Annotated in this window: 16 protein-coding genes and 1 pseudogene; 5 read left to right on the top strand and 12 right to left on the bottom strand. The window is 71.8% G+C overall.

Annotated features, from left to right (window positions below; translation table 11 throughout):
- Window positions 1-15: 15 nt before the first annotated feature.
- From AVW11_RS38200 to AVW11_RS02590, 3 genes and pseudogenes are all read right to left on the bottom strand, one after another.
- A pseudogene (locus AVW11_RS38200) lies at window positions 16-543 on the bottom strand (lysophospholipid acyltransferase family protein); the annotation flags it as partial.
- On the bottom strand, window positions 540-1,367 hold the full coding sequence (locus AVW11_RS02595) for a GNAT family N-acetyltransferase (protein WP_079250475.1): 828 nt from the start codon (window positions 1,365-1,367) through the stop codon (window positions 540-542). The pseudogene AVW11_RS38200 and the gene AVW11_RS02595, both read right to left, overlap by 4 nt.
- Before the next feature lie 156 nt (window positions 1,368-1,523).
- A complete protein-coding gene (locus AVW11_RS02590; RefSeq protein ID WP_060177286.1) occupies window positions 1,524-2,786 on the bottom strand; it encodes an extracellular solute-binding protein in 1,263 nt (420 codons plus the stop codon).
- Between the two features lie 164 nt (window positions 2,787-2,950).
- Here AVW11_RS02590 and AVW11_RS02585 point away from each other — a divergent pair, with 164 nt between their 5' ends.
- Window positions 2,951-3,166 (top strand): dodecin, encoded by a 216-nt coding sequence (locus AVW11_RS02585; RefSeq protein ID WP_030840358.1) that lies wholly within the window; start codon window positions 2,951-2,953, stop codon window positions 3,164-3,166.
- Between the two features lie 48 nt (window positions 3,167-3,214).
- Here AVW11_RS02585 and AVW11_RS02580 read toward each other — a convergent pair whose 3' ends face one another.
- The gene (locus AVW11_RS02580) at window positions 3,215-3,712 is read right to left on the bottom strand and encodes a phosphatase domain-containing protein (protein ID WP_060177285.1); all 498 of its coding nucleotides are present in this window, start codon (window positions 3,710-3,712) and stop codon (window positions 3,215-3,217) included.
- A gap of 77 nt (window positions 3,713-3,789) precedes the next feature.
- Here AVW11_RS02580 and AVW11_RS02575 point away from each other — a divergent pair, with 77 nt between their 5' ends.
- Entirely contained in the window at window positions 3,790-4,083 is a 294-nt protein-coding gene (locus tag AVW11_RS02575) for a hypothetical protein (RefSeq protein WP_143568791.1), read from the top strand.
- A 56-nt stretch (window positions 4,084-4,139) separates the two neighbouring features.
- Here the strand turns inward: AVW11_RS02575 and AVW11_RS02570 are convergent, their stop codons facing one another.
- Entirely contained in the window at window positions 4,140-4,598 is a 459-nt protein-coding gene (locus tag AVW11_RS02570; protein WP_060177562.1) for an SRPBCC family protein, read from the bottom strand.
- A 623-nt stretch (window positions 4,599-5,221) separates the two neighbouring features.
- Window positions 5,222-5,542, bottom strand: coding sequence for an STAS domain-containing protein (locus AVW11_RS02565; protein ID WP_076043067.1), 321 nt, complete (start codon window positions 5,540-5,542; stop codon window positions 5,222-5,224).
- Window positions 5,543-6,134: 592 nt separating this feature from the next.
- Between AVW11_RS02565 and AVW11_RS02560 the strand changes: the two genes are divergently transcribed.
- Window positions 6,135-6,692 carry an SMI1/KNR4 family protein gene (locus AVW11_RS02560; RefSeq protein ID WP_234362148.1) on the top strand — a complete coding sequence of 186 codons (558 nt, stop codon included), beginning with the start codon at window positions 6,135-6,137 and terminating at the stop codon, window positions 6,690-6,692.
- 269 nt (window positions 6,693-6,961) lie between these two features.
- On the opposite strand, the gene AVW11_RS02555 is transcribed toward AVW11_RS02560, so the two are convergent.
- Together AVW11_RS02555 and AVW11_RS02550 are read right to left on the bottom strand one after the other, a co-directional pair.
- Complete coding sequence (locus AVW11_RS02555) at window positions 6,962-7,528, bottom strand: hypothetical protein (protein ID WP_234362147.1); 567 nt, start codon at window positions 7,526-7,528, stop codon at window positions 6,962-6,964.
- A gap of 569 nt (window positions 7,529-8,097) precedes the next feature.
- Entirely contained in the window at window positions 8,098-9,114 is a 1,017-nt protein-coding gene (locus tag AVW11_RS02550; RefSeq protein ID WP_240528117.1) for a magnesium and cobalt transport protein CorA, read from the bottom strand.
- A 106-nt stretch (window positions 9,115-9,220) separates the two neighbouring features.
- On the opposite strand from AVW11_RS02550, the gene AVW11_RS02545 reads away from it, so the two are divergent.
- Complete coding sequence (locus AVW11_RS02545; RefSeq protein WP_076043066.1) at window positions 9,221-9,529, top strand: hypothetical protein; 309 nt, start codon at window positions 9,221-9,223, stop codon at window positions 9,527-9,529.
- Between the two features lie 163 nt (window positions 9,530-9,692).
- Here the strand turns inward: AVW11_RS02545 and AVW11_RS35595 are convergent, their stop codons facing one another.
- The 4 genes from AVW11_RS35595 to AVW11_RS02525 all read right to left on the bottom strand — a co-directional run bounded on the left by AVW11_RS35595 (window position 9,693) and on the right by AVW11_RS02525 (window position 13,860).
- Complete coding sequence (locus AVW11_RS35595) at window positions 9,693-10,343, bottom strand: hypothetical protein (protein WP_076043065.1); 651 nt, start codon at window positions 10,341-10,343, stop codon at window positions 9,693-9,695.
- A 126-nt stretch (window positions 10,344-10,469) separates the two neighbouring features.
- Window positions 10,470-11,216 carry a succinate dehydrogenase/fumarate reductase iron-sulfur subunit gene (locus AVW11_RS02535; protein WP_060177281.1) on the bottom strand — a complete coding sequence of 249 codons (747 nt, stop codon included), beginning with the start codon at window positions 11,214-11,216 and terminating at the stop codon, window positions 10,470-10,472.
- On the bottom strand, window positions 11,213-13,162 hold the full coding sequence (locus AVW11_RS02530) for a fumarate reductase/succinate dehydrogenase flavoprotein subunit (protein ID WP_076043064.1): 1,950 nt from the start codon (window positions 13,160-13,162) through the stop codon (window positions 11,213-11,215). The genes AVW11_RS02535 and AVW11_RS02530 overlap by 4 nt, the downstream gene beginning before the upstream one ends.
- 2 nt (window positions 13,163-13,164) lie before the next feature.
- Complete coding sequence (locus AVW11_RS02525; protein WP_076043063.1) at window positions 13,165-13,860, bottom strand: succinate dehydrogenase; 696 nt, start codon at window positions 13,858-13,860, stop codon at window positions 13,165-13,167.
- Between the two features lie 72 nt (window positions 13,861-13,932).
- Here AVW11_RS02525 and AVW11_RS02520 point away from each other — a divergent pair, with 72 nt between their 5' ends.
- Window positions 13,933-14,811, top strand: coding sequence for a LysR family transcriptional regulator (locus AVW11_RS02520; protein ID WP_030840222.1), 879 nt, complete (start codon window positions 13,933-13,935; stop codon window positions 14,809-14,811).
- Window positions 14,812-15,984 lie beyond the last annotated feature (1,173 nt).

Here is a 15,984-nt window from a genome sequence, read left to right as displayed (position 1 = left end):
GGCGGCCCTGCGGAAGGCGCCTTGGGCGCGCCCGCACCAGGTGGAGCCCTCGGGGAAGACGGCGACCCGGTCCCCGGCGAGGAGTGCGCGGGTCATCGTGGTGACGGTGGCGGGCAGCGCCCGGATCCGGTCGCGCTCGATGAACAGGGTTCCGGCCTGTCCGGCGAGTCGGCCGAGGACGGGCCAGGCCCGGATGTCGCTCTTGGCCAGCATCCGGCTGGGCAGGACGGCGGCGACGAGCGGGATGTCGAGCCAGGAGATGTGGTTGGCGACGAGCAGGCGGCCGCCGCGCCGGCCCGGGCTGCCGTGCACGGTGATCCGTATGCCGAAGGCCCGTACCAGTGCGGCCGACCAGGCCCGCACCACCGCCTGCCGGGGGCCGGCCGGCAGCAGCCGGACCGGCGGGGCGCCGAGGATGCCCAGCAGGATCAGGGCCGCGGCGGCGGCGAGCCGCAGCACCGCGTGCGGGACGCTCGCGGTGCGCCCCGCGTGGCCGGCGCAGGCCTCGGGGGTGCAGGGCGAGGTGGGCAGCCAGACGCTCATGCGCCCGGGATGAGCGAGCGGAAGTGCTTGAGGTAGCGCGGGTTGGTCCGGCGCAGGGAGAGCAGTACGTACAGGTCGGCGCAGCCGAACTCGGCGTCGAGGGCGGGTTCGCCGCAGACCCAGGCGCCCAGGCGCAGGTAGCCGCGCAGCAGCGGCGGCAGTTCCATGCGGTCGGGGTAGGCGATGCCCTGCGGGTTCCAGGGGATGTGGGGGGTGACCCGGTACTCCTCGGGTGCGGGGCTGCGGGTCAGGGCGCGCTCGCGGGTGGCGGCGGCGAGGACGCCGCCGTCGGCGAGGGGTATCGAGCAGCAGCCGGCGAGCCAGTTGTGGCCGGTGCGGTCCATGTAGTGGGCGAGGCCCGCCCAGATGAGGGCGATGACGGCGCCGTTGCGGTGGTCGGGGTGGACGCAGGAGCGGCCGACCTCGACGAGGTCGGGCCGGATGGGCGCGAGCGCGGACAGGTCGAACTCGCCCTCGGAGTACAGGCGGCCCGCGACGGCGGCGCGCTCCGGGGGCAGCAGCCGGTAGGTGCCGACGACCTGCTCGGCCGCCTCGTCGACGACGAGGAGGTGGTCGCAGTACGCGTCGAAGGCGTCGGCGTCGAGGCCCGGCTCGGGGCCGTCGAGGCGGGCGCCGAGCTCGCCGGCGAAGACCTGGTGGCGCAGGCGCTGTGCGGCCCGTACCTCGTCCTCGTCGCGGGCCAGGCGCACGCGGTAGTGGGGGCCGGCGGTGGCGGCCTTGGCGGGGGCGGGCGCGGGGGCGAGGAGGGGGGAGGCGGGGGCGGGGGCCGTGGAGAGGGACGGGGACAGGGGTGCGATGGTCATGGCGGCTCCTGAACCGGACACGGAGGGCCAGGCCGGCAGGTGGTGGCCTGGCTCCTTTACTTCTTCCGTGACCGGCTGGATTCGACATGACCGCTCTGCGGCCCGCGGGTGTGCGGACGGCGAACTCGCCGGTACCGCGGCGCGGCGGGTTCGGGGTCAGCGGTCGGAGCTGAGGACCCGGCCGATCTCCGCGGAGGCCGTGCGGGCGGCCTGCTTGGGGTCCTGGCCGGTGAGCACGGCCGTCATGAAGGGTTTGATCGGGTTCTTCGCCTCGACCTCGGCCCAGCGGGCCGAGGTGGGGGTGGCCCGGCCCTGGGCGGCGCCGGGGGCCATGTTGGCGGCGCCCTCGTTGCCCTCGACGACGTGCGCGAGGGTGGTCTTGTTCGGTACGTAGCTCATCGTGCGGGCGAGTTCGGTCTGCCACTTCTCGCTGACCAGGGCCGTGACCACGTCGACGGCGCCCTTCCGGTGCCCGGTCCGCTCCGGGATGATCAGGTCGGAGCCGCCGGTGAAGACGGAGCCCGCCTTCTCGGAGGTCTTGCCGGGGATCGGGAAGAAGCCGAGTTTGCCCTTCAGCACGGGGTTGGCCGCTTCGATCTCGGCGGCCTGGCCGGGCGTGGCGATGATCTGGGCGACCTGGCCGCGGGCGAAGACCTCCGACTGCGGGGGCGTCTCCTCGTCCGCGGCCTTGGGGCCGTCGCCGAGGGCCTGGAGCTGCTTGTAGAACTCCATGCCGGCCAGGGCCTTGTCGTCGTCGAGGGTGCCGACCCACTTGCCGCCCGTCTCGACGGCGAGCTCCCCGCCTTCGTCCCAGATGAAGCCGGCGAGGACGTACCAGTTCTGGCCCGCGAGGTAGATGCCCTGCTGGTCGCCCTTGTCGAGTTTCTGGGTGGCCTGGATCCACTCCTGGCGGTTCTTGGGCGGGGTCTTTATCCCGGCGTTCGCGAAGAGGTCCTTGTTGTAGACGACCACGCGGTTGGCGGCGTACCAGGGGATGCCGTACTGGGCGCCGTTGATGCTTCCCGGCTCGGCGAGGCCCTTGAGCCAGTCCTTGCTGCCCCACTCGCGCAGCCCTTCGAGGGTGAGCTCGGAAAGCCCTCCGGTCTCGATGTATTGCGCGACCTGGGTGTTGCCGACCTCGATGACGTCGGCGGGCTCCTTGCTCGTGCCGTCCAGGACGGCGTTGACCTTGTCTCCGATGCCCGTCCACTCCTGGATCCTGACGTCCAGGTCGAGGGCGGGGTGCTCCTGTTCGAAGGCCGCGGTGAACCGGTCGATGAAGTCCTCGGAGGCGCTGCCCTTCATCAGCCAGAGCGTCACCTTCTGCCGCCCTGCGGCCTGATCGGCCGACTGGCCGCAGCCTGTCAGGGCGGTCGCGGCCGCGAGGGCCGTGCACACGGCGAGGAAGCGCATCTTCAAGAGGGTCACCTTCTGGGGCTCGGTCTCAGATGGCTCGAAATTGGCATAGACCAATAGGCCGGTCAAGGGTCTTTCGCTCGGGATTGTTGGCGCAAAGTTCGCGGAGGAGGACTTACTGGGGCACCTTAGAACCAGGCAAAAGCGACCCACTGTCGGGAGACTCCATGTCCAACCACACGTACCGGGTGACCGAGATCGTCGGCACCTCTCAAGAGGGCATCGATCAGGCCATTCGCAACGGGATCGCACGGGCGGGCCAGACCGTGCGGAACCTGGACTGGTTCGAGGTGGTCCAGATCCGCGGCCACCTCGAGAACGGGGAGATCGCCCACTACCAGGTGGGGCTGAAGGTCGGCTTCCGGCTCGAGGGCGACGACTGAGGCGCCGCCCTCGGGCCGTCCCGGCCGTCCCGGCCGCCCCCGGGCCGCTCAGGTCCGGCCCTCGACCTCCTGGCCGGCGATGAGCTCGGGGGCGTCCGCCGCCCAGTCGGCGACGACGACCCGGAAACCGGCCGCACGCGCGGCCTGGCAGACCAGTTCGTCGTCGTCGACGAGCATGCGCACCTGGCGGCCCCGCGCGATCCGGCCCAGCACCTCCAGCTTGGTCGTCCTGGCCGGCCGCCGGTCCTGGTTGCCGCGCATCCACAGCCGCCCCTCGGGCAGGCCGTGCCGGGTGAGCCACTCCACGGTGTCCGCCCGGCACCGCTCGGGCCGCCCGGTCAGATACACCACCTCGCAGTCGGCCGCGCTCTCCACCGCCAGCGCGATCCCGCGCGCGAGCGGCGGATCGGCCGGCGCCGCCCCGAAGAAGCCGGCCCAGTCCCTGGGACGGCGCTCCAGGAAGTGCTGGCGGTGGGCGGTGTCGGCCAGGGTGTTGTCGATGTCGAAGACGGCCAGCGGCGGCCGCGAGGGGCTCTTGTCACTCATCCGGCCAGCCTATGGCCGGGCACCGACACGGGCCCGGCCCGCCGGGCGGACGACGCCGGGGCCGGCCCCGGGGCGCGATGCTGACGAGGAAGAGGGGGTGGCGGCGTATGCCGTGGGCCTTCAAGACCGTCGGCTTCCGCGGGACCCCGGCGGGTGACCTCCCGCTCCTGGTGTTCGTGCGCGAGGACGGCGACGACCGGGCGCTGGAGGAACAGCTCACGGTGCAGGGCCTCGGCCCCCTTCCCGCCGACGTCGAGGACCTGTTGCGGCCGATGACCGCCGCCGTCGACGACGGCAGAGCCTTGGCCCATGTGGCTAGTCACCGAGCAGGGGCAGGAGAGGGACGCGAACAGGTGAGGGCCGTCCCGTGACGGCCCGGGGCCGGCGGATGCGGTCGACGGCGCGGCGCGTACGCGCAGACCGTCCCTCATGCCTTCACGTGCTCGCCCGCTCCCGCGGCTTCTTCGACGACCTTCGCGAGCGTGGCGAGCATCTCTCGGTGCCGTAGCTGGAGGAGGGCGTCGAGCGCGGCGTTGTGCAGCGCGCCGCCGAGACCCCGTAGGGGATGTTCGTCGACGATGACGAGGGCCTCCTCGCCCCAGGAGCGGACCTCGATCGCGACCCTGGCCGTTCCCAGGGGGCCGCTGTTGACTTCCAGTTCCAGTTCGGCCGGGGCCTCCACCCTGCGTACGACGGTGGTACCGGAGGCCGACCACGGTCCGAGCCGGACGGTGTATTCGAGGGACGAGCCGACCGCCGGCCACTGACCGTGGGCGGGGCGCGATCGGCTGGTGCCGACGACCCAGTCCGCGTAGCGCGAGGCGTCGGCGAGCACGGCCCACACCTCGTCGGGTGCGGCGTGGATCAGTCGATGTCGAACGGCCATCATTCCTCCCGGATCGGCGGTCCAGGCGACGGCTCGGGCCGCCTCTTCGTGACCCGGCGTCTGCCCGTCGGGGGGCCCTCTACACCCGCGTGCGGCCCGGACGCCGTGTGTGTCCCGCCTGGGGCCGGGTAAGCGCCACGGAACAACCGGGCCGTCGCGAACTTCGTGTCCAACGCGGGCACCTGGATGCAGCTGACGGTGCAGAACCTTCTGGCCCTCCAGATCACGGGATCGGCCGCCGTCACCGGTGAGGGTTTTCACCACGCGCCATCCGAAGCCGCCGGGCGTGTGCGGGGACGGCGGCCGCAGGTGCGGCTGCAGCGTCGAGCCGTCGGACACCTCGACCACGACTTGCCCGGCCCGGACGGTGACGTGGAAGCCGGTGACGCCGCCCGCGTGCCGGATCGCGTTGGATCTTCGGGTGCGTCGTGTTCGACGAGGACGTGGCGGGCGGTCTCCCGGGCCTGCGCGCAGTTCATCATGGCCGGGAGACCCATCCTGCCTGACCGTGGCCTCATGTGGAGCGCCTGCCCCAGGCGCTGCCAAAGATTCCGTCTGCCCGCCGCGAGCGGCTCAGCCGACACGGTGGGGGGTGTCGCGGCTGCAGTGACCGAGGGGGCGGTTCAGGGTGCGGCGTGGAGTGTGAAGAGGTCGCGGGTGCCGGTGAGGTCCAGCAGGTGGAGGGCCTGCTCGCACAGTCCGATGAGTTCCAGCGTTCCGCCGGTGAGGTGGACGCGGTGCCGGAGGGCGAGGAGGGCGTTGAGGCCGCAGGAGTCGATGAACGTGACGGCCGACAGATCCAGGGCCAGGGTCCGGCCGGGTAGGTCGAGGGTGTCGGCGGCGTCGGCGAGGTGTGGCGCGGTGTCCATGTCGAGTTCGCCACCCACCGTCAGGATCGTCCGGTCGGTACTCACGGCAACGCTGAGGTCAAGGGTGGGGTTCATGCGGTGGCCGCCCCGTTTCGGGATCGGAGCCTCTTTACGGTCGGCTCCCCTGCTGTCGGGGCGGAGAAGGCCGTCAAGTGCACGGCATACGGTGCCGCGCACAGCCGAGCGAGCCCACCCGCACCGTCCATTGACCACACGGGGTGATCAGCCGGTGGCGCGGGGTCTCTCACCAGACCAGGCTGGTAGTGATTCGAGCGTGGCACGCACCGCTCCGAAAAGCCAGCGCAGCTGCCCAAACCGCGACCTCATACGCCCCTGACCTGCGGCTCCGTGATACGTCGCAGTCCAACCCCTCGTTTCCGCTTGCGCGGCTCGGTAACGGCCGGCGCCGGCCTGCAGACGCGCCAGCGGGCGGACGGTGCGCAGAGCGTCCTCGGTGTCGGTGTGGACGGGCAGCGTGGGCTGGTTGGCCAGCATCAGGTACCGGACCGCTGCGGGTGGTGCGGCTACGGCCACGGGGATGCCGATCGGGGCCCAGTGCCGTCGGTCCGCAGGACGACCGAAACCGCGGCCGCCGCCGAGCCGAGGGTGAGCACGAGCCCGGCGGGCCGGCGCCGACATGTCAGTGGGCTCTGGCAGCATCACGGCCATGACCGACATAGATGACCTCGTGCAACGCGTTGCCACTCGGGCCGCATCGGACAGCAAGGACCTTCCCGCACCTGTCGACGATGCCCGGATCGCCGAGGCCGAGAGGCAGCTGGGCTTCGCGCTGCATCCCCTGCTTGCGCGCCTGTATGGCGAGGTTGCTGACGGCGGCTTCGGCCCTGACTACCGACTGTTGCCACTGCTTGGTCCGGGCTCCAGCGTCGTTGGCGAATACCTGACGCGGCGTGAGGCGTCGGTCGGAGTGGAGCACCCGGAGTGGCCCGAAGGCGTCGTACCGATCCTGACCTGGGGCTGTGGCATGTATGCAGGCGTGGATTGTCTCGGTGAGGACGGTCAGGTCCTGCTCTTCGAGCCGAACCCGTATAGCGGCGGATCGTGGGATGAGTGTTGGTTCCTCGACTCCGCCAGCCTCGCAGCGTGGCTGGAGACATGGCTCGCGGGGACGGGCTGGTTCGAGGAGGACGCCGTCGACGGGGGCGACGTGGTCGAGCCTCAGCCATGGGAGCAGGCCGCGGGTCGGCTGTCGTCCGGCGCATAGCGAAACGGCAACGCTTCAACTGTCCGGATGCCTCAGCCGTGGCGGACCCATGAGGTGACTCGTCCGCGGGGCCGGGCGGGTTGGCGGTCTCGGTCTGCCGGGCGATCGCCTCGTGGTACTCCAGCTCGTGGACGATCACCGGCATGGTTCGGCCGACAGATTTTTCGATGACGCCGGTCGTATCGAGTGGCCCGATGGCTGAAACCTCTGGACGAGATGCTGGAGGTGATGGTTGAACGTCATGGTCGGCGGGGTCTTGTCGGTCAGGGTTATGAGTCCCACTGGTCGCAGTACTCGATGTGGATCTCGCGCGCGTCGCCGAGAACGCCGTCGTTGGAGTGGAGCTCGGTGCAGAAGTGCGGATGGCTCGGATGGGCGGGGACGTATCCGGGGCCGTTGCGGGCGACGTCGAAGAAGTGCCGGGCGGTGTCCCTGAACACCTTCGCGCTGCCGGTCATGAACAGGGTCTCGGCGTGGAGATGCTGGTGGAACAGATCCCGGTTCTCCTGATAGTGCCGTGCCTCGTGGTCAATCACGGCTTCGCGGGTGTGTCCTGGACCGGGCAGCGTCACGGTCTGCGGACGCCCTGGGCCGAGCCGTCCTCGTATTTCTTTCCAGCGTGAGGGTGCGAACTGGAGCGAGTGGTGCAGCAGCACGAGATCAAGCTGCCGTGTGCCGTCTTCTGGCAGCTCGCGGGAAGGGCCACGGTTCCCCCGCATCGGCAGGTGGACCAGCGAGCGCGGTGAAGAGGCGGCGAGCTTCCACAGCCCACCGATTCGCTGGGCGGCGTCCTGATCGAGGTAGGTGTCCAGGTGCCGATCGTGGTCGATGAGCACTGCGTGGACCAGGGGCCGGGCTGGTCGGATGACCTTGAACTCCGTGGCTCCGAGCCGTGCTTGGTGGATGGTGAGGGGTAGCTTCATTGGTTCTCCGGGACACGGCGGCGGACATCGGGGGCGTAAGAGGCCAGAGGCCAGAGGCCCAGGCGCCGGCTGATGCCTTCTGCCGTCGGACGGCGACGTGGATGTGGACGCCGAGGGCCCGCACGAGGATGGCGGCGGGCAGTTCGGCGGCGAGGACCGCCGGTCACTGGCCGGTCGGCCGGGGAGACGCCGCTGCCGGCGATCGCCACCAACCTCGCGCTCCCACATCGCTTCACTTGCACTCCTCTCACGACTATTCGCCCGCACAATGCCGCTGACGCCAGTCAACATGACCATTCAACATCATCAGCCTTTTGACCAGGGGGAATAGGCGGCCGACTGGAAACCGCTGTGGCTGCTTGCCAGCTCCCGCCCGGCCTCCGGGCCTCGACTCGTAGCAGTCAGGGGGTCTGGTCCTTGTCTCGGCCGGCGAACGCCGCAAGGCCTGCCGGCGGGGGCCGGTCGGCACCTGCGGCGGTCCCCTACAGCCAGCCGTTGCGGCGGAAGGCCCTGTAGAGGGTGAGCGAGGCGAGCGTCATGAGCGCCACCGCCAGGGGGTAGCCGTAGGTCCAGCCGAGTTCCGGCATGTGCTCGAAGTTCATCCCGTACACGCCGGCGACCATGGTGGGGATCGCGAAGATCGCCGCCCATGCGGAAATGCGCCGCATGTCGTCGTTCTGCCAGGTACCGACGCGGGCCTGTTGCGCGCCGAGGACGGAGTCCAAGAGCTCGTCCAGGGTGCGGACCTCGATGTCGGTGCGGTGCACGTGATCGGCGACGTCACGGATGTACGGGGCGATCTTGGACTGCGCGTCGACCTCGCTTGGGCCGTCCACGAGCCCGTGAAGGACCGGAACGAGCGGCTGCACGGCATCGCGGAACTCGCGGACCTCCCGCTTGAGGGAGTAGATGGCCTGGGTGTGGTCGACGCGGGATGTCGAGAACACGTCGTCCTCCAGCCGGTCGAGCGTGGCGCGCACCCGTCGGGCCGCGTCGCTGTACGCGTCGACGGCGACATCCAGCACGGCATGCAGCACGGCCCAGGTCCCGCTGCGGAGCATCTGCGGATCCGCGTCCAGTCGGCGTGCGGCCTCGGCGCACGGGTCGATCGTCCCGTGGCTGACGGTGAGGACGCTGCGGGGGCCCACGAAGATCAAGATGTCCCCCGTCTTCACCGCCATGTCTTCCTCCACGTATCGCAAGGGCTTCAGCGCCACGGCCAGGACGTCGCCGAAGCGCTCACGCTTGGGACGCTGCCGTCCATGCAGAGCGTCCTCGACGGCCAGTGGGTGCAGGGAGAGCTCCTCGGCCAGCTGGACCAGCTGGCCCTCTTCAGGGTCAGTCAGCCGGATCCAGGCGAACTTGCCGTCGCTCAAGTCCCGCAAGCGTTTGAGGGCCGCACGACACGTGTCGTCCGGCAGCTCGCATTCCACACGCTCCGACTGGCCGGAGTCCTGCTCGTAGATGACGCATTCCATCTCCCGCACATGCTTCAGCACCCTTGTTTCATGCGCCCGCTGCCGATGTTTGGCCTGTTCCCGGCGCGCGACGCGAGACACCGGTGCCGGCTCGTGCAGGCAGGCCGACGCGGGTAGGAGCGCTCTCATGGACATGCCAGATGAATGGGTGTCCGGGGCCGGGGTGCGGGAGCTGACCGGGTGGCTGGTGCACCTTGTCGAGGCGGGAGGTGCGCTGATCATCTTCGTTGGCGCGGTCTGGGCCTTCGCCCGGTTCGCCACCACGGGGATGCGCAGGCGCTCCCTGATCGGCGAGTTCAACAAGATCCGCCTCAGCCTGGGCCGGATCGAACGCCACCAGAAGGAGTCCTTCCCGCCTGCTGAGGTCACCGCCGGCGGCATGGAGGACGACGCCACAGGACACGAGCCGGCAGGGGTGACCTCTGTGACCAGATGACGCAAGGCGCGCGACAGGCTGCGGGAGGGGACCGGCGTTCCCGACGAGCCCTTCGAGCCCTGCGAGCTGCGGTACTTCGCGGACATGCTCGGTCTGGCCGTACAGCGACCTGGTCCTGCTCCTCGATGCCGCCGGGAACGAGCTGTACCGGTACCGGTGAGGCTCAGGCGTCGCCGGGCAGGAGCTGTTGGGGCAGTTCGCGGAAGCTCCACTGCCCGCTGCGGCGGGTGAACTGCCAGACCAGGTCGTGGCGGTCCGGCCAGGTCGCGGGGAGCCCGAGGACCTGGTGGGCGCCGAGGGCGCGCACCAGGCGGGGGATGCCGGTGTGCTCCCAGCAGACGAGTACGGGCATGGGCCCGGCCAGCGCGGCGTGCGCCAGGGCGGATTCGGCGCCGACCGCGAAGTCGGCCCGTACGGGGGTGCGCACTGCGGCGGCCAGGGCGGTCACGGTCTGCCGGCACCGGGCGGGGGCGCGGTCCTTGCCGCCGGCGGCGAAGACCGCGGCGGGGCGGGGCAGCGGGGCGCCCTTGGCCGGCGGGAAGAGCCGCGGCAGTTCCTCGGCCCGGCGCCAGCCGCGCCCGGCCAGGGAGCCCGGGTCGTCCTCGCCGTCCTCGTCCCGGCCGGAGTCCCCGGCGTACGGTTTCTCCGCGTGCCGGATGACCATGATCACGGCGTCCTTGGGGGCGGGCTGCTGCCCGGATGCCGGGGTGCGGGGCGCTTCCCCGCCGGAGCAGCCCGCCGCGGCCAGTGGTGCGAGGGCGGCGGCCAGTACGGCTCGGCGGCGTGGTCCGGTCCCGGCGGCGGCTTCTGGCATGGGGCCACTGTCCCCCATGTCCTGGGCGCCGCCGGGGCGCGGCACGGCGGCTGCCCGCCCGGTCAGCCGATCGGCGCAGGTCCCCGGGACGGCGGGGTCCTGCGCCGGGGCGTCAGTCGGCCGGGGTCAGCGGGGGCCCTTGCGGACCGCTCGCAGCCACTCCTTGTTCATCGCGGCGATCGACGGGAGCGGGATGCCCTTCGGGCAGGCCGTGGCGCACTCGCCGGTGAGGGTGCAGCCGCCGAAGCCCTCCTCGTCCATGCGGGCCACCATGTCCAGGACGCGGGTCTCCCGTTCCGGCGAGCCCTGCGGGAGGACGTTCAGGTGGTTGACCTTGGCGGAGGTGAAGAGCATCGCCGAGCCGTTGGGGCAGGCCGCCACGCACGCGCCGCAGCCGATGCACTCGGCGTGTTCGAAGGCGAAGTCGGCGTCGGCCTTGGGCACGGCGGTGGCGTGCGCCTCGGGGGCCGAGCCGGTGGGAGCGGTGATGTAGCCGCCGGCCTGGATGATCCGGTCGAAGGCGCCCCGGTCGACGACCAGGTCCTTGACCACGGGGAAGGCCGCGGCCCGCCAGGGCTCGACGTCGATGGTGTCGCCGTCGGCGAAGGAGCGCATGTGGAGCTGGCAGGTGGTGGTGCGCTCGGGCCCGTGGGCGTCGCCGTTGATGACGAGGCTGCAGGCGCCGCAGATGCCCTCGCGGCAGTCGTGGTCGAAGGCGACCGGGTCCTCACCGCGCAGGATGAGGTCCTCGTTGAGGGTGTCGAGCATCTCCAGGAAGGACATGTCCTGGGAGATCCCGTCGACCTCGTACGAGGCCATGTGGCCGGGGGCGTCGGCGCCGCGCTGGCGCCAGACGCGCAGGGTGAGCTTCATGCGTAGCTCCGCTGGGTGGGGTGGACGTACTCGAAGACGAGGTCTTCCTTGTGCAGGACGGGGGCGGTGCCGGTGGCGGTGAACTCCCAGGCGGCGGCGTAGGCGAAGGCCTCGTCCCGGCGGGCGGCCTCGCCGTCGGGGGTCTGGGACTCCTCGCGGAAGTGGCCGCCGCAGGACTCGGCGCGGTGGAGCGCGTCGAGGCACATCAGCTCGGCGAGTTCGAGGTAGTCGACGATGCGGTTGGCCTTCTCCAGCGACTGGTTGAACTCGTCGCCGGTGCCGGGGACCTTGATGCGGCGCCAGAACTCCTCGCGGATCTGCGGGATGCGGTCCAGCGCCTTGCGCAGGCCCTGCTCGCTGCGGGCCATCCCGCAGTACTCCCACATGAGTTCGCCGATCTCGCGGTGGAAGGAGTCGGGGGTGCGGTCGCCGTCCACGGCGAGCAGCCTCTCCAGCCGCTCCTTCGTCTCGCGTACGGTGGCCGCCGCTTCGGGGTGGGTGTCGTCGACGGTGTCGCGGCGGGGGTGGCGGGCGAGGTAGTCGTTGATGGTGGACGGGAGTACGAAGTAGCCGTCGGCGAGTCCCTGCATGAGGGCGGAGGCGCCGAGGCGGTTGGCTCCGTGGTCGGAGAAGTTGGCCTCGCCGATCGCGAACAGGCCGGGGACGGTGGTCTGCAGGTCGTAGTCGACCCACAGCCCGCCCATCGTGTAGTGCACGGCCGGATAGATCCGCATGGGGACCTCGTACGGGTTCTCCGCGGTGATCCGCTCGTACATCTCGAAGAGGTTGCCGTACTTCTCGGCGACCTTGTCGCGGCCCATGCGGCGGATGGCGTCGGCGAAGTCGAGGTAGACGCCCTGCCCTCCTGGGCCGACGCCGCGGCCCTCGTCGCAGACGTTCTTGGCGGCGCGGGAGGCGATGTCGCGGGGTACGAGGTTGCCGAAGGAGGGGTAGATCCGCTCCAGGTAGTAGTCGCGCTCCGCCTCGGGGATGTCGGCGGCGGGACGGGTGTCGCCCTTGGCCCTGGGGACCCAGATGCGGCCGTCGTTGCGCAGGGACTCGCTCATCAGGGTGAGCTTGGACTGGTGGTCGCCGGTGCGCGGGATGCAGGTGGGGTGGATCTGGGTGAAGCAGGGGTTGGCGAAGTAGGCGCCGCGCCGGTGCGCCCGCCACACGGCGGTCGCGTTGGAGTTCATGGCGTTGGTGGAGAGGTAGAAGACGTTGCCGTAGCCGCCGCTGGCGAGGACGACGGCGTCGGCGTAGTGGGTGGAGATCTCGCCGGTGATCAGGTCGCGGGCGACGATGCCGCGGGCGACGCCGTCGACGACGATCAGGTCGAGCATCTCGGTGCGGGCGTGCATCTCGACGTTGCCCGCGGCGATCTGCCGGGAGAGGGCCTGGTAGGCGCCGAGGAGGAGCTGCTGCCCGGTCTGGCCGCGGGCGTAGAAGGTGCGGGAGACCTGGACTCCGCCGAAGGAGCGGGTGTCGAGGAGACCGCCGTACTCGCGGGCGAAGGGGACGCCCTGGGCCACGCACTGGTCGATGATCTCGACGGAGATCTGGGCGAGGCGGTGCACGTTGGACTCGCGGGCGCGGAAGTCGCCGCCCTTGACGGTGTCGTAGAAGAGGCGGTGCACGGAGTCGCCGTCGTTGCGGTAGTTCTTGGCGGCGTTGATGCCGCCCTGCGCGGCGATGGAGTGGGCGCGGCGCGGGGAGTCGGAGAAGCAGAACTGCACGACGTGGTAGCCCTGCTCGGCGAGGGTCGCGCCGGCCGATCCGCCCGCCAGGCCGGTACCGACGACGATGACGGTGTGCTTGCGGCGGTTGGCGGGGTTGACGAGCTTCGCCTCGAAGCGGCGCCGGTCCCAGCGGTCCGCGATGGGGCCCTGGGGGGCCTTGGTGTCGGCGATGGGCTCGCCGGTGGTGTGGTGCGCGTAGCTGCTCACGGTCAGTTCACCATTCCGGTCATGACGGCGACGGGGACGGACACGAAGCCCGCGAAGAGGACGACGGCCAGGCCGTTCGCGATGGCCTTCAGCGTCCGCTCGCGACGGGCGCTGCCCGCGCCGAGGGTCTGGGCGGCGCTCCAGAAGCCGTGCCGGACGTGCAGGCCGAGTGCGGCCATCGCCACGATGTAGACGGTGTTCCCGTACCAGGTGGAGAAGGTGGCGAGGACGTTCTCGTACGGGTGGCCGACCCAGGCACGCTCGTTGACGGTGAGCGTGGTGAGGTCGAGCAGGTGCCAGACGATGAACAGGCCGAGGATGATGCCGCCCCAGCGCATGGTGCGGGTGGCGTAGCTCGCGCGGCGGCGCTTGTGGACGTACTTGACCGGGCGGGCTTTGATGTCCAGCCGGCTGAGCTGGTAGGCGGAGACGGCGTGCGCGACGACGGCGGCGAGGAGCACCACGCGGACGATCCACAGGGCCCACTCGTGGTGGAGGAAGGGCGAGCCGAGGGTGCGCAGCCAGTGGGCGTAGCCGTTGAACTCGTCCGCACCGAAGAAGATCTTGAGGTTGCCGAGCATGTGCACGACGAGGTAGCCGAGCATGATCAGCCCGGAGACCGCCATGACGGTCTTCTTACCGAGGGTGGAGCCCCAGAGCGAGGGAGCGCTCGTCCGGGTGCGCGTTGCCAGAGCCATGGCATCGACGGTAGGGACGGAGGGCCCGAAAGGTCCAAGACATGATATCGGTCATCTTGATAGACATGGCCTATGCAATTTCAGCAGCTTCTCTACTTCGTGGCCGTGGCCGAGACCCGGCACTTCACCCGGGCCGCGGAGCGGGTGCACGTGGCCCAGCCGTCGCTGTCCCAGCAGATCAAGGCGCTGGAGCGGGAGCTGGGGGCCGAGCTCTTCAGTCGGGCCCGGGGCAATATCGCGCTGACGGACGCGGGTGAGGCGCTGCTGCCGCTGGCCCGGCGGATCCTGGCGGACGCGGACACGGCGCGTCTGGAGGTGCAGGAGCTGGCGCAACTGCGGCGCGGGCGGATCCGGCTGGGGGCCACACCGAGCGTGTGCACGGGCCTGCTGCCCGGCGTGCTGCGGGCCTTCCACACGGCGCATCCGGGGATCGAGCTGCTGATCGAGGAGAGCGGTTCGCTCGACCTCGTGCGGGAGCTGGCGCGCGGGGCGCTGGACCTGGCGCTGATCGCCCTGCCGCTCCCGCCCTCGGCGCCGGCCCTGACGACGGTGGAGCTGCTGACGGAGGACCTGGTCGTGGTGTCCTCGACGCGGCTCCCGGCGCCCGGCGGCGGCCGGGAGCTGACCATCGCGGGGCTGCGCGACGAGCCGATGGTGATGTTCCGGCACGGCTACGACCTGCGGGAGCTGACCGTGGCGGCCTGCCGGGCGGAGGGCTTCGAGCCGGCGTTCACGGTGGAGGGCGGCGAGATGGACGCCGTACTGGGCTTCGCCCGGGCGGGGTTGGGCCTGGCGGTGGTCCCGGCGATGGTGGTGGCGGGCGCCGGCCCCGGGCTGCGGACGACGCCGCTCGCGGGCTCGCCGCTGCGGCGGACGATCGCGCTGGCCCACCGCACCGACGTCGCTCCCCCGCGCGCGGCGCGCGAGCTCCAGCGGATGCTGATGCCCTGACCCGGACGAAGCCCCGGCCCCGCGCCGACCGCCGAGGCCGCGGGGCCCAGGAGCGGACGCAGGCCCAACCGACCGCCGAGGCCACGGGGACCGGGAGCGGAGGCGGGCCTAACCGACCACTGAGGCCGCGGGCCAGGCCGGAGACCCGCCCGGCGGCCGAGGCCGGGGCGACCCCGAGCGGACGCAGGCCCGAGCGACCGCCGAGGCCGCGGGACCCGGAGGCGGGCCTAACCGACCACTGAGGCCGCGGGCCAGGCAGGAGACCCGCCCGGCCGCCTGGGCCGGGGCCCAGACCGGACCACCTGGCCGCCGAGGCCACGGGCACCCGGAGCGGACGCGGGCCCGACCGCTGAGGCCACGGGGACCGGGAGCGGACGCAGGCCTGACCGACCGCCGAGGCCGCGGGCCAGGCCGGAGACCCGCCCGGCCGCCTGGGCCGGGAGCCCAGACCGGGACAACCCGGCCGCCGAGGCCACGGGGACCCGGAGCGGACGCGGGCCCGACCGCCGCTGAGGCCGCGGGACCGGGAGCGGACACGGGCCCGACCGCCGCTGAGGCCGCGGGTCAGGCCGGAAACCCGCCCGGCCGCCTGAGCCGGGGGCCCAGACCCGGAACGGCCCGGCAGTCGGGGCCGCGGGTCGGACCCGGACGACCCGGCCGCCGAGGCCGTAGGTCGATTCCGGACGACCCAGCAGCCGAAGTCGGTGGCCCAGACCAGCACACCCGGCAGCCACCCCCGCACGACCCGGCCACCAAGGCCGCCGGCCGGGCCCCTGACGACCCGGCGGCCGAGGCTGGTGGCCCAGACCGTGGGAGTCCCGCCCGCTGACGCCGCATTGGTGGGCGCGGGCGCCGATGAGGCCGCAGGGGAACAGGCGCAGGCGCGAACCCGGGCCCGGCCACCGAGGCTCGAGGCCAGGCGGGAGAGCTGCCAAGCCGCTGCGGTCCGGGACCGACCCCGAGGCCGAGGGCTCCGACTCTGTCCCGGGCCCGGGACAGCGGTGAGGCAGGGGCCGGCCGGAAAACTGCCCGGCCTGGCCCCTGAGGTCCCCGGCCGGCCCCGAGGCCGAGGGCTCCAACCCCGTCCCCGCGTCGGGCCCGGGACAGACGGGTGAGGCCTGGGCCCAGACCGGAGGACTACCCGACCGCTGCGGCCCGGGACCGGTTCCCGGA

Origin of the sequence: Streptomyces amritsarensis (assembly GCF_001953875.1) — a bacterium.
In the GTDB taxonomy this organism is placed as follows: Bacteria; Actinomycetota; Actinomycetes; order Streptomycetales; family Streptomycetaceae; genus Streptomyces; species Streptomyces amritsarensis.
The sequence above is the reverse complement of the archived record's forward strand: the minus strand, read 5'-3'. Positions and strand labels throughout refer to the sequence as shown.